The sequence below is a fragment of the Vibrio sp. V01_P9A10T6 genome (assembly GCF_963877065.1).
In the GTDB taxonomy this organism is placed as follows: domain Bacteria; phylum Pseudomonadota; class Gammaproteobacteria; order Enterobacterales; family Vibrionaceae; genus Vibrio; species Vibrio anguillarum.
Genome location: NZ_CAWNTB010000189.1, coordinates 50,786 through 64,069 on the forward strand (window position 1 = coordinate 50,786; position 13,284 = coordinate 64,069).

Annotated in this window: 12 protein-coding genes; 7 read left to right on the forward strand and 5 right to left on the reverse strand. The window is 45.6% G+C overall.

What is annotated here, in order from left to right; all coding sequences use genetic code 11:
- Window positions 1-24: 24 nt before the first annotated feature.
- The 3 genes from spoT to gmk all read right to left on the reverse strand — a co-directional run bounded on the left by spoT (window position 25) and on the right by gmk (window position 3,184).
- A complete protein-coding gene (gene spoT, locus AACQ21_RS14565; protein WP_017045712.1) occupies window positions 25-2,145 on the reverse strand; it encodes a bifunctional GTP diphosphokinase/guanosine-3',5'-bis pyrophosphate 3'-pyrophosphohydrolase in 2,121 nt (706 codons plus the stop codon).
- Window positions 2,146-2,184: 39 nt separating this feature from the next.
- Complete coding sequence (gene rpoZ / locus AACQ21_RS14570) at window positions 2,185-2,457, reverse strand: DNA-directed RNA polymerase subunit omega (RefSeq protein ID WP_013855406.1); 273 nt, start codon at window positions 2,455-2,457, stop codon at window positions 2,185-2,187.
- Window positions 2,458-2,560: 103 nt separating this feature from the next.
- The gene (gene gmk / locus AACQ21_RS14575; RefSeq protein ID WP_105976368.1) at window positions 2,561-3,184 is read right to left on the reverse strand and encodes a guanylate kinase; all 624 of its coding nucleotides are present in this window, start codon (window positions 3,182-3,184) and stop codon (window positions 2,561-2,563) included.
- Window positions 3,185-3,575: 391 nt separating this feature from the next.
- On the opposite strand from gmk, the gene AACQ21_RS14580 reads away from it, so the two are divergent.
- The gene (locus AACQ21_RS14580; RefSeq protein WP_026028324.1) at window positions 3,576-4,250 is read left to right on the forward strand and encodes a 7-cyano-7-deazaguanine/7-aminomethyl-7-deazaguanine transporter; all 675 of its coding nucleotides are present in this window, start codon (window positions 3,576-3,578) and stop codon (window positions 4,248-4,250) included.
- Window positions 4,251-4,337: 87 nt separating this feature from the next.
- Here AACQ21_RS14580 and gppA read toward each other — a convergent pair whose 3' ends face one another.
- Both gppA and rhlB read right to left on the reverse strand, forming a co-directional pair.
- Window positions 4,338-5,831 (reverse strand): guanosine-5'-triphosphate,3'-diphosphate diphosphatase, encoded by a 1,494-nt coding sequence (gene gppA, locus AACQ21_RS14585; RefSeq protein WP_105976369.1) that lies wholly within the window; start codon window positions 5,829-5,831, stop codon window positions 4,338-4,340.
- A gap of 7 nt (window positions 5,832-5,838) precedes the next feature.
- The gene (rhlB, locus tag AACQ21_RS14590; protein WP_026027733.1) at window positions 5,839-7,149 is read right to left on the reverse strand and encodes an ATP-dependent RNA helicase RhlB; all 1,311 of its coding nucleotides are present in this window, start codon (window positions 7,147-7,149) and stop codon (window positions 5,839-5,841) included.
- Window positions 7,150-7,260: 111 nt separating this feature from the next.
- Here rhlB and trxA point away from each other — a divergent pair, with 111 nt between their 5' ends.
- The 6 genes from trxA (at window position 7,261) to fre (ending at window position 13,072) form a co-directional block, all read left to right on the forward strand.
- A complete protein-coding gene (trxA, locus tag AACQ21_RS14595; protein ID WP_010319293.1) occupies window positions 7,261-7,587 on the forward strand; it encodes a thioredoxin TrxA in 327 nt (108 codons plus the stop codon).
- Window positions 7,588-7,786: 199 nt separating this feature from the next.
- Window positions 7,787-9,046 carry a transcription termination factor Rho gene (gene rho, locus AACQ21_RS14600; protein ID WP_010319292.1) on the forward strand — a complete coding sequence of 420 codons (1,260 nt, stop codon included), beginning with the start codon at window positions 7,787-7,789 and terminating at the stop codon, window positions 9,044-9,046.
- Window positions 9,047-9,154: 108 nt separating this feature from the next.
- Complete coding sequence (locus tag AACQ21_RS14605) at window positions 9,155-10,150, forward strand: hypothetical protein (RefSeq protein WP_105976370.1); 996 nt, start codon at window positions 9,155-9,157, stop codon at window positions 10,148-10,150.
- A 77-nt stretch (window positions 10,151-10,227) separates the two neighbouring features.
- Entirely contained in the window at window positions 10,228-12,084 is a 1,857-nt protein-coding gene (gene ubiD, locus AACQ21_RS14610; RefSeq protein ID WP_105976371.1) for a 4-hydroxy-3-polyprenylbenzoate decarboxylase, read from the forward strand.
- Window positions 12,081-12,350 carry a 2Fe-2S iron-sulfur cluster-binding protein gene (locus AACQ21_RS14615; RefSeq protein WP_013855397.1) on the forward strand — a complete coding sequence of 90 codons (270 nt, stop codon included), beginning with the start codon at window positions 12,081-12,083 and terminating at the stop codon, window positions 12,348-12,350. The genes ubiD and AACQ21_RS14615 overlap by 4 nt, the downstream gene beginning before the upstream one ends.
- A 14-nt stretch (window positions 12,351-12,364) precedes the next feature.
- Window positions 12,365-13,072, forward strand: coding sequence for an NAD(P)H-flavin reductase (gene fre / locus AACQ21_RS14620; protein ID WP_088728573.1), 708 nt, complete (start codon window positions 12,365-12,367; stop codon window positions 13,070-13,072).
- Window positions 13,073-13,284 lie beyond the last annotated feature (212 nt).

Sequence of the window (13,284 nt, forward strand, 5' to 3'; positions counted from 1 at the left end):
AGGGGTTTTATTTATTTGGATAGTTTAATTTTTCCGGCGTCGCACTTTCAGTGCATGAGGCATCACACGAATTTTTTTCATGATGTTTGCTAAGTGAATGCGATCTTTGGTGGTCAGCAGCACAGTAACAGTATACAAACGTCCATCACGCTCTTCGGTGGAGAGGCCATGAATGTTGGAACCTGTTTTCGAGATTACATTCGTCAGTTCCGCTAACGCACCTTGGTGGTTTTGCATGTCCACTTTCAGTTCGGTGATGAACTCTTGGTCGTAATCTTTAGACCACTCAACCGCCATGTAACGATCCGGCTCTTTTTGGTAGCCACGAACATTAGGGCAGGTTTCACGATGCACCACTAAACCACGACCCGGAGATACATGCGCAATGATGTGATCGTCTGGGATGGGGTGGCAGCAGTTAGCAAACGTGAGCAAAATACCTTCAGCGCCGCGGATCGGCAGTTTCTTTTTCGGTTTGCCATCATTGCTTTCCACTTCGGTCAGCTCATCAGCATCGCCAAGCAGACGACGCGCAATGACAATACTCATCAGTTCGCCTAAACCAATTGCGGCCAGCAGATCATCGACCGTGGCCATTTTAAGCTCACCAATCACATGCTTAATGTTCTCGTCACTGATGTCACTGAGTGAAAGATCACCCAGCGCGTGATTGAGCAAACGTCTACCAAGTGTGATCGATTCCTCACGGCGCATGGTTTTAAGCACTTGACGTATCTTAGTACGAGCGCGAGACGTGACCACATAGTTGAGCCAAGCGGCATTAGGACGAGCCCCAGGTGCGCTGATGATTTCAATCGTTTGGCCGTTTTTCAGTGATTTACTTAACGGATAAGGGTTTCGATCAACACGAGCTCCAACACAGGTATTACCGACATCGGTGTGTACCGCGTAGGCAAAATCAACCGCAGTCGCCCCGACAGGCAGCTCAACGATGCGGCCTTTGGGGGTGAAGACGTAGATTTCATCAGGGAAAAGATCCGACTTAACGTTCTCAATAAACTCAAACGAGTTGCCAGCGCTTTGTTGTAGCTCAAGTAGGCTTTGCATCCAGCGCTGTGCTTTAATTTGCGCGGTGGTGCCAGTGCGTTCGCCATTACCTTTGTAAGACCAATGAGCAGCAACACCTTTGTCGGCCATCTGTTCCATGTCTTCAGTGCGGATCTGCACTTCAACTGGGACGCCGTGTGGGCCGACCATCGAGGTATGCAAAGATTGGTAGCCGTTCGCTTTGGGTACGGCGATGTAATCTTTCATGCGCCCCGGGCGAGGTTTGTACAAGCTATGAACTTGGCCTAATGCACGATAACAAGTATCTGCAGTGTCGACCACGACTCGAAAAGCGTAGATGTCCATAATGGTGTGAAAGCGCTGCTCTTTGGTTTTCATCTTGTTATAGATGGAGAACAGGTTCTTTTCACGGCCGACCACGCGTGCTTTCAAACCGAAATCTTGCAAGCGGCCTTCAATTTCACTGTGGATGCGTTGGATCATCTCTTTGCGGTTACCGCGAGCGGATCTTACCACTTCTTTCAATACGCGATAACGATTTGGGTACAATGCTTCAAAGCCAAGCTCTTCTAGCTCAGTCTTGATGTTATGAATCCCTAAGCGGTGAGCAAGAGGCGCGTAAATCTCTAACGTTTCACGGGCAATACGGCGCTTTTTATCCGGGCGCAATGCGCCAAGGGTACGCATATTGTGTGTGCGGTCAGCAAGTTTGATGAGAATAACGCGAATATCTTGCACCATTGCCAGTACCATCTTACGAAAGTTCTCGGCTTGGGCTTCTTTACGATCACGAAATTTCAACTTGTCGAGTTTAGAAACCCCGTCTACCAACTCCGCCACGGCGTGACCAAATTGCGCTTCAAGATCGTCTTTAGTGACATCGCAATCTTCGATGACATCATGTAATAACGCTGCTTGTAGCGTTTCCAAATCAAGGCGCATATCAGCCAAAATTCGAGAAACCGCAACAGGGTGAATAATGTAAGGTTCGCCGCTAGAACGGGTTTGCCCTTCATGGGCTTCACGTGCGACCACATAAGATTGACGCAGAGCCTCAATTTGAGGCTCTGTTAGGTATTCTTGGACAACGTCTTTAAGGCTATCAAATAGATACAAATTATAGGCCCGGAAGGTTGTTGAATTTGAATGGCAGAATTAACGGTTGTGAGCGATGCTGCTTACGGCGGCCAATTCTGCGGCTTCTTGCTCTTTCTGCTCTTGGCGCTCACGAGCATCAAGCACATCTTTCGTGATAAGACCTTCTTCGATTTCGCGCAGAGCGATAACGGTTGGCTTATCGTTCTCTTCTGGCACCAATGAATCTTTACCGCCAGTTTGCATTTGACGAGCGCGGCGAGCCGCAATCAGAACTAGGTCGAAACGATTGCCCACTTTTTCAACAGCGTCTTGAACAGTTACGCGTGCCATGAGAACTCCAAATAGTTAACTAAAAATTTTTAAATGACGAGAAAGTATACAGTCTAATCTTTGTTTATACTAGCGATAGACTTTGCCTTGTTTGAGCGGATGATTATTCCGCCAGTAGCGCGTTGAGCATGCTGTTATATTTAGCAGCTTGCTTGTCTTGCTTCAATCGTTCAGCACGTAAAATAGCTCTGAAATCCATTAATGCCACATCGAAATCATCATTTATGATGACATAGTCGTATTCGGTGTAATGCGAGATTTCAGCTTGAGCTTCATTCATACGTTTAGCAATGACGGCTTCACTGTCTTGACCACGAGCATTCAAGCGGCGTTCCAATTCTTCTTTTGAAGGAGGAAGGATAAACACACTTTTTGCATCCGGCATTTTGTCGCGTATTTGACGCGCGCCTTGCCAGTCAATATCAAGAAAAACGTCAATACCTTTGTTTAAGTTATTTTCAATCCATACCTTGGAGGTGCCGTAGTAGTTGCCAAATACTTCAGCATGTTCGAGAAATTCACCTGTAGTGATCAACTCTTCAAACAGCTCTTTTTGCACAAAATGGTAGTGAACACCATCTTGTTCGCCCGGGCGCATGCCGCGTGTGGTATGTGAAACAGAGACTTTCATCGCATAGGTTGGGTTGGTTTCCAACATCGCGGAGATCAAGCTTGATTTGCCTGCACCACTAGGTGCAGAGACGATATAAAGAGTACCTTTGCCCATCTGTTCTGTTCCACGTTAGGTTAGGATTGAATGCTGATATTTGCGTCTACCAACATGTTAAAAGATAGCACTGACCCAGAGAGTTTCATCCTAGAGAATGAAAATAAGGCCAGAAAAAATGGAGGCGAAGAGTAGCACGTTCCCATAGATTTTCACAACAAAAAGGTCGGCCTTTAGCTGTGAAAGGGGAATTTTGAAATGGTTATATTTTCTTCAATGGGTAAACGTTTGCTCTTATTTCAAGGCTTGTCGAGGGGGTTTATTGCTGTATAATCGCCCGCCGCTGGTCTCGTGATTTGAATATGATCGCGTGTTAGGCCTATAAATTAATGCAAGACTAATTCTTCGATTTGGGTTCCCTCGCCCCCAAAACAAACTAAAAAGGTACACAATGAGTTACTTTACCCTTGCGCAGCAGCGCAAAGCTTTGGCACTTTTAGTGCTATTTCATTTGATCATTATTGCATCAAGCAATTATCTAGTTCAGCTGCCCTTCACTGTATTCGGTTTACATACCACTTGGGGCGCGTTTACTTTCCCATTCATTTTTCTGGCAACGGATCTCACTGTGCGTATTTTTGGTGCAGCGTTGGCTCGTAAAATCATTTTCTTAGTGATGTTACCGGCTTTGATTGTCTCTTATGCACTCTCGGTGCTGTTTTTTGAAGGTCAATTCCAAGGGCTTGCTCAGCTTCATGAGTTTAATCTGTTTGTTGCTCGTATTGCGATTGCCAGTTTTATGGCGTATTTGCTAGGGCAAATTATGGATGTGCATGTGTTTAATCGTCTGCGCCAGATGAAGCAGTGGTGGGTTGCGCCAACATGTTCTACATTATTCGGTAATGCCTTAGACACGGTCGCTTTTTTTGCGATTGCTTTCTATCAAAGCCCCGATCCATTCATGGCTGAACATTGGACCGAAATTGCCTTGGTCGATTATGGTTTTAAACTGGTGATCAGTTTAGGCCTGTTTGTGCCGATGTACGGTGTGCTGCTCAATTACTTGATCCGGAAGCTCACCGCGGTCAACCCTGATTTTCGGACCGTTGGGATTAATGCTCAGTAGTTGAGTGATAAGTCGTAGACAGTGAAGATCGAAAGTCAAAGCCCGAGCAAGTGCTGCTCGGGCTTTTTATGTTTCTGCATCTTATGACTATGATGGGTCGATAATGAGTGGCCAACCAATGTCGCTTTGACGGTTTGCTTCAATATCCAGCTCGGCGGTGGTAAGGGGATTGGCCGCTAACCATTTGGCGGATAACCGAAGAGTCAGTTGGTCACCTTGAGCTTGTAATGTAAATTTAGGTTGTAGTGCCTCGTTACGGCGATGGCTGAGCAATACGGCAAGGCGCAGTAAACGTAACACCCGCTTGGCGCTGTTGCCCGACAGAGCGTACTGCTCTGGCAATGAAGAAAGCTGCTCGCGATAACGACGAGCAATTTCGCCTAGAAAGTGTTTCTGCGCACGAGTATAACCTGGTAAGTCGAGGTTTTGTAACAGGTAGGCGCTGTGTTCACCGCCTTTTTTTAAATCAATCGCTAACCCTATTTCATGCAATTGTGCGGCGGTAATTAGCAGCATTTCAGCTTGCGGTTCCGCAATCCAATCTTCCCCACCACACTGTTTGAGCAGGGATTGGGCAAGCTGAGCCACTTGCTTGGCGTAGTCAACATCAATTTGATATCGCACTTGAACGCTATTGATGGTCCGCGTCCGAATGTCATCTTGGCGCAGCTCTTCGACCATTTCATACACTAAGCCTTCACGCAATGCGCCGCCAGCTAAGGTCATCGATTCAATCTCGAGCAGTTCAAAGATGGCAATTAAAATCGAGAGGCCACTTGGGAAAACTAACGCTCGCTCTAAAGTTAAGCCTTCAATATCAAGCTCTTCCAAATGATCGGCGAGCATCGCTTGTTTTTGCAAGCGTTTTAATTTGGTATGAGTGATCACCTCATCCATCCCTTGCGCCAGCATAATCTCTTGCAACGCTTGAACTGTGCCACTGGCACCCACGCACACATCCCAACCTAACTGTGTGTACTGCTCAAGGATCGGCGCTAACGTCTGTTTTGCAGCGTCAATCGCTCGATTAAAGTTAGCCGCGTTAAGCTGTCTGTCTTTAAAATGGCGCTCAAGCCAAGTGACGCAGCCCATTTTTAAACTGGTTAACGCTTTGGCATCGAACCCTTCACCAATGATGAGTTCAGTACTGGCCCCACCAATATCGACAACCAAGCGTCGTCCTAAGCCACCTGAAGTGTGCGCCACTCCTTTATAGATAGTGGCCGCCTCTTCTTCACCGGAAATAACCTGAATTGGGTGGCCGAGTATTTGGTTGGCTTGAGTTAAAAACAGCTCAACGTTGGTGGCTGTACGCAGTGTGGCAGTGCCAACAATACGGATATTGCTGGCGGGTATATCTTGTAGTCGTTCCGCAAATAAACTGAGGCAGTCCCATCCTCGCTGCATCGCTTCTTGGCTAAGAGCGTTGTTATCATCTAACCCGGCGGCCAAGCGTACTTTGCGCTTTATTTTGGCCATCGTTTGTACACTGCCATCAATATGACGCACGATGAGCATATGAAAACTGTTCGACCCAAGGTCGATGGCAGCGTAGAGCGGCGAGGAGACGGCTTTACTCATAAATGGATTACGAACCCTTATTACTTTGATGCGGTTGACGTGGGCGACGACTTTGTGGCTTACGGTTGCCAGTACGAGGGCCATTGTTATTAGTACGGCGCTGCTGAGGATTACGAGAACGCAGACGAATTGGCGGTGGTAAGTCTTCAATCAACGCCGATGCATCGTAATCAGAAACAGGAACCGCGTGCCCGGTGTACTCTTCAATCGCTGTTAGGTTAATGGCGTACTCTTCACAGGCAAAGCTAATCGAGTGACCACTCTCTCCTGCGCGACCTGTACGACCAATACGGTGCACGTAGTCTTCACAGTCATCAGGTAAGTCGTAGTTGAATACGTGTGTGACTTGAGGAATGTGTAAGCCTCGCGCTGCCACGTCGGTTGCAACAAGAATGTCTACATCACCGGTAGTGAATTGCTCAAGGATCTTTTCACGTTTCTTCTGTGGTACGTCGCCCGTTAGCAAGCCGACACGGTGCCCATCTGCAGCTAAATGACCCCAAATAGAGTCGCAGCGGTGTTTTGTGTTGGCAAAAATGATGGCGCGATCTGGCCAGTCTTGTTCTATCAGTGTCTGTAATAGCGCCATCTTATGTTCGTTAGACGGGTAGAACAGCTCTTCTTGGATGCGATGGCCAGTTTTTTGTTCTGGTTCAACAACCACGTGCTCAGGGTTATGCATGTGCTCGAACGCCAACTCTTGAACGCGATAAGAAAGCGTGGCTGAAAACAGCATGTTCAGGCGCTCTTTAGGTTCTGGCATACGGCGAAACAGAAAACGGATGTCCTTGATAAAACCAAGGTCAAACATGCGATCAGCTTCATCCAGCACAACTGCTTGAATATTATTCAAGTTAAACACGTGTTGTTTGTAGAAATCGATGATACGTCCTGTTGTACCGATCAATATGTCGACACCATCTTGCAGCTTAGACAACTGCTTATCGTAGCTTTCACCACCGTAAGCCAGCGCAGCTTTGATACCAGTACTGGCAATCAGAGGTTCGGCGTCGTTATAAATTTGAATCGCTAACTCACGAGTCGGGGCCATAATAATGGCACGCGGCTGCGTCGGTTTTCGCCCTTCATGTTCAGGGGTTGTTAGTAAGTGGTTAAAAGTAGCAGCGAGAAACGCAAGCGTTTTACCAGTCCCTGTTTGGGCCTGGCCTGCAATGTCTTGGCCGGTGAGCAGTACCGGCAACGCCAAGGCTTGGATCGGGGTACAGTAATCGAACCCTTTTTTTTCCAATCCTTCAACAACTTGAGGATGTAATCCCAAATCGGCGAACTTTTGCTCTGTGATATGTGTCTTTTTCATCGCCATAGAATATCAGCTTAAGCTTGCAATACGAAAGTAAATACATTCCAATAGAGCATCTATTTACTGGTTAGCTTATAATCAGTGCAGAAAAACATATTGGAGTGGAAGATGAGCGATAAGATTTTGCAGCTTACAGATGATGGTTTTGAGAACGATGTAATCAAAGCTGCAGGCCCTGTTCTTGTTGATTTTTGGGCAGAATGGTGCGGTCCTTGTAAGATGATTGCGCCAATTTTGGATGAAATCGCTAGCGAGTACGAAGGCAAACTGACTATCGGTAAATTAAATATCGACCACAACGCAGGTACTCCACCTAAGTTTGGTATTCGTGGCATCCCAACCTTGCTGCTGTTCAAAAATGGCAACGTCGCTGCAACGAAAGTTGGTGCGTTATCAAAAACTCAATTGAAAGAGTTTTTGGACGCAAACCTATAACAGGTATCGCAAAGCCGTACATTTTCTGATGCACGGCTTTGTTTTTTTGAAAAGAAACAAACTCTAGACTAGGCTATTATTTAGTGCTAGTTTATCGCACGTTAATTAGACAAGTGTTCACTTCTTGGTCGATCCTGAGACCAAAATCCATCTTAACTAGAAAATAGATCCTATTTTGACTAAACAAGTATCCACCACAATGAATCTAACAGAATTGAAGAACAGACCTGTGTCTGATCTTGTGAAACTTGGTGAGAGCCTAGGCCTCGAAAACCTAGCGCGTCTAAGAAAACAAGACATCATCTTCTCCATCCTAAAAGCGCACGCAAAAAGTGGTGAAGATATATTTGGTGATGGGGTCTTGGAAATTCTTCAAGACGGTTTTGGTTTCTTACGTAGCGCCGACTGTTCATATTTAGCTGGCCCTGATGATATCTACGTATCACCAAGCCAAATTCGCCGTTTCAACTTACGCACCGGTGACTCAGTATCCGGCAAAATTCGCCCACCAAAAGAAGGCGAACGTTATTTCGCATTGTTAAAAGTTAACACCGTTAACCACGACAAACCGGATAATGCACGTAACAAGATTTTATTTGAGAATTTAACTCCACTGCATGCCAATGAACGTATGATCATGGAGCGTGGTAATGGCTCGACAGAAGACATTACGGCACGAGTTCTAGACCTTGCCTCTCCGATTGGTAAAGGCCAGCGTGGTTTGATTGTTGCTCCGCCAAAAGCGGGCAAAACCATGTTGCTACAAAATATCGCGCAAAGTATTGCTAACAACCATCCTGATTGTGTGTTGATGGTACTACTGATTGACGAACGTCCTGAAGAAGTAACGGAAATGCAACGCCTTGTGAAAGGCGAAGTGGTTGCTTCTACGTTCGATGAACCAGCTTCACGTCACGTACAAGTGGCAGAAATGGTGATCGAAAAAGCAAAACGTTTGGTTGAGCATAAGAAAGATGTCGTTATCCTGCTTGATTCCATCACACGTTTAGCTCGTGCTTACAACACAGTGATCCCGTCATCTGGCAAAGTATTGACTGGTGGTGTGGATGCCAACGCATTGCAACGCCCTAAGCGCTTTTTCGGTGCGGCTCGTAATGTAGAAGAAGGCGGTAGTTTAACGATTATTGCGACGGCACTGGTTGATACCGGCTCTAAAATGGATGAAGTTATCTACGAAGAGTTTAAAGGTACAGGTAACATGGAATTGCACCTTAACCGTAAAATTGCGGAAAAACGTGTCTTCCCTGCTATCGACTTCAACCGCAGCGGTACTCGTCGTGAAGAGTTGCTTACTAAACCTGATGAGTTACAAAAAATGTGGATTCTGCGTAAGATCGTTCACCCAATGAGTGAAAGTGACGCAATGGAATTCTTAATTGATAAGCTCGCTATGACGAAAACTAATGATGAGTTTTTTGATGCGATGCGCCGTCAATAATAAACGCTAAGTTTAGTATGACCAACGCCACCGTTTATCGGTGGCGTTTTTGTTTGCATTTGACCCATTAACCTTCCACAATAGGCTAAATGTTACAAGGAGGTTAAAATGCAACAAGGAATGTTGTCGTCGCTTCTCCTCTCGCTATTTTTATTTTGTGCGTGGCCAAGTGCTGCCTTTATAGAAATAACGTCTGATACAGCTCAGAAATGGCTTCAGGAAGAACAAATTCGCCATAAAAGTGCAGAGCTATTGCAGTACGCGGTACATGATGAATTTGATTCTTTGCGTTTTTCATTACAACGTTTAGCGCTATTACCGCAAGAAGCTGCACGTTTTCTGTTGCTGCAAAAAATCGAGCAGTTGGATCTCGCGCTAACGCCGAATATGGTGATCTTCATTGAAGAGCAGCAAGCGCTTGCACCCACTTATCAAGTTGTCGAAAAAGAACAAGGCTATGAATTCTCAACCCCAGCTTTTGACTCTTCTGCGATAGCCAGCCGTTTATTAAAGCGTTGGCGGCAGGAACAAACCATTCTCGATTTCTTGGTGAAGGCGGAGCGCCAAGAGCTAGTACTGAAAACATGGTTGTCAGGGACTCAATATCAAGTAAAAATTCGCGAAACGTTACTGATCCGCGAGTTAGATACACTATCCCCAAGTGCTTTAGCTGCGCTCACTGAGCAACTGACATCAGAGCCAGTGACCGGATGGTTGCCTTCCACACAAGTGATGGTTCGATTAGCTCAAGTTAGTGAAGATCCTAAAATCTATAAACTCCTGTGGCTGATGCGGGTCGATTTCTCCATTCAGCAGGAACTCACACGATTAGCCAGCGTAAGCGATGAATTTGCGATAAAACAGATCATGGCCGCCAGTGAAAATCCAAGTTTAAAAGTACAAGCGATTAAGGCATTAGTTCGCATTAGCCCCATGCGTCCTGATATCCGCGACTTTCTGATAGCCAAAATGTCAATCAATGAAGAGGTCAATTTAGTGGCCACTGCTTTGGTCGAGCAAGGACACAGCCGCTGGCTAAAGGATTTACTGGTGAGTAATTCTCAGGTGAAAAGTCGTGGTATTTTGCAAGCCCTCTCTCAATAACCCTATGAAATTTGGGGATCGTTAATGGGTTGTTTTTGTTATACTGCCTGCAGTTTAATCAGCGATGTAGTAGGCTTATGAGCTTTAAGGATTTACGTGAATTTGTTGACCATCTGGAAAAAACAGGCCAACTAAAACGCATTACTTGCCCGATTGACCCTCATTATGAAATGACGGAAATTAGCGACCGCACTTTGCGTGCCGCAGGTCCGGCCTTGCTATTTGAAAACCCGATCGGTTATACGGTTCCTGTGCTCACTAACTTGTTTGGCACCGCAAAACGCGTCGCGATCGGCATGGGGCGTAAAGAGGTCCAAGAGTTAAGGGAAGTCGGCAAATTACTGGCTTATCTCAAAGAGCCCGAGCCACCACAGGGCTTCAAAGATGCTATCGATAAATTGCCTTTATTTAAGCAAGTGCTCAACATGCCAACCAAACGACTACGCAAGGCCCCTTGCCAGGAGATTGTTTGGCAGGACAACGATGTTGACTTAGACAAAATCCCAGTGATGAGTTGTTGGGCCGATGATGTTGCTCCTCTTCTGACTTGGGGGCTGACCATCACTAAAGGGCCAAACAAGAAGCGACAAAATCTCGGGATTTATCGCCAACAGAAACTCAGTAAAAACAAAGTCATCATGCGTTGGCTGGCGCATCGTGGTGGTGCTCTAGATTTAAGAGATTGGATGGACACTCACCCCGGAGAGAATTTCCCAGTTTCAGTGGCTTTTGGTGCTGATCCCGCAACCATTTTAGGCGCGGTGACACCAGTGCCAGATACGCTTTCTGAATATGCTTTTGCGGGATTGCTACGAGGCAGTAAAACAGAAGTGGTTAAATCGCTCAGTAATGATCTAGATGTGCCTGCGAGTGCGGAAATTGTGCTGGAAGGCTACATAGATCCAAACGAATATGCTGACGAAGGGCCTTATGGTGATCACACGGGTTACTATAATGAAGTTGAAAAGCATCGTGTCTTTACGGTTACGCATATCACAATGCGCAGCAATCCTATCTACCATAGCACTTATACCGGACGCCCACCTGATGAACCCGCTGTGCTTGGTGTTGCGTTAAATGAAGTGTTTGTACCTATACTCCAAAAACAGTTTCCTGAAATCGTCGATTTTTATTTGCCGCCGGAAGGTTGTTCTTATCGAATGGCGGTAGTGACGATGAAAAAGCAATACCCAGGTCATGCAAAGCGAGTCATGATGGGGGTTTGGTCGTTTCTTCGCCAGTTTATGTACACTAAATATGTGGTGGTGTGCGATGAATCAGTCGATGCTCGTGATTGGAATTCAGTTATCAATGCAATGACAACACATATGGACCCAGTGCGAGATACTTTATTTATCGAGCATACACCGATTGATTCACTTGATTTTGCCTCCCCAGTGGTGGGGCTGGGCTCCAAAATGGGCTTAGATGCTACCATTAAATGGGATGTTGAGAGTGATGGTACAAGACAACAGTCATCACCATCAACGGCTCCTCAGATCAAAGCTGAGCATTTGGATCAGCTTAGAGCACAGCATTCTGAGATTGTTGATATCTATTTAGTGCCATTTTCTAATGATGGTTTCTTGATTGTATCCATGAACAAAGCGTTCGCTGGTCAATCTCAAGAGCTGTTAAAAAAGATATGGGCATTTTTAGAGACATTTTCAAACCTGAAGTTTGTTGTGCTCTGTGATGATGATGTGAATATCCGAGATTGGAATGATGTGATTTGGGCGATAACCACGCGCATGGATCCGTCTCGAGATACTGATCGTATAGAAGCTAATGAAGGGCAATGTTCCAAGCTCCTACTGGATGCAACCAACAAACTCTCTGGTGAAGTTCAGCGAGAGTGGGGGACGCCAATCCAAAAAGATCACGAGGTCGTCACCAAAATAGACTCGCTCTGGGATGAGCTAGGTATTTTATGACTTATACGGTGATCTTGCTGCCGAAAGGCGATACTTTTGAAGTGCAAGACGGTACAACGGTGTTGGAAGCTGCGCTCAACAAGAACATCTCTTTTCCACACCGTTGTCAAATAGGTGCATGCGCTATGTGTATGTGCAGAAAATTAGAAGGTGTAGTGGAATATAACTTAGAACCGATGTTGACTGACGAAGAGCAGCGACAAGGTTGGATATTCCCTTGCCAAGCCTTTGCAACAAGTAACTTAGTACTTACTTTTGCAGAGTAAGTCAGAGGAAAAACATGACCACCCAATGTAAAGTAAAGTCAATTGAGCCATTAGCCTCTAATACTTATAAAATCATCCTCCAACCTGAAAGCGTTCTTGCATTTAAAGCTGGGCAATATCTCATGGTAGAAATGGGTGAGAAAGATAAACGTCCATTTTCTATCGCAAGCAGCCCTTGCCGTTCTGGTGAACTAGAGTTGCACATTGGTGCCGCCGAGCACAATGCTTATGCACAGGAAGTGGTTGAGAAAATGAGAACGGCATTAAGCAACAATGGTTTAGTCAATATAGATGCACCTCACGGTGATGCGTGGGTAAAAGAAAATGAGCGCCCTCTACTACTCATTGCTGGAGGAACAGGCTTTAGCTATGTACGCTCGATTTTAGATCACTGTATTAGCCAAAAGAAAAGTAACGCTATCTATTTGTACTGGGGAGCAAAAGACGTTTACCAACTCTATGCAAAAACAGAACTGAGTGAGATTGCTCAGCAATTTGAGAACATCCACTTTGTACCTGTTGTTGAAACGGCTGATGAAAGTTGGAATGGTAAGGTTGGCAATGTACTCCAAGCGATCAATGATGATTTCGAGTCGTTAGAAGCGTACGACATTTATATTGCAGGTCGTTTTGATATGGCTGGAGCAGCAAGAGAACAGTTTACCCAATACAAAAATGCAAAAAGCGATCACATGTTTGCTGATGCCTACGCTTTTATTTAAGATCGAGAGAGATTAAAGCCTATCAAAAGAGAGCGAAATGCTCTCTTTTGACGCTTTGTGGCTGCTATTTAAACAAAATAGATGTTTTTCTTATTTTTTATTAAAAACCGCTTGCACTCATCTTCGTTCTCCCTATAATGCCGCCTCACTGACACGGCACAGCCAGTAAGGGTTCAAGCCTAATTAGGCAGCCAGTCAGTAGGTCAAATCGG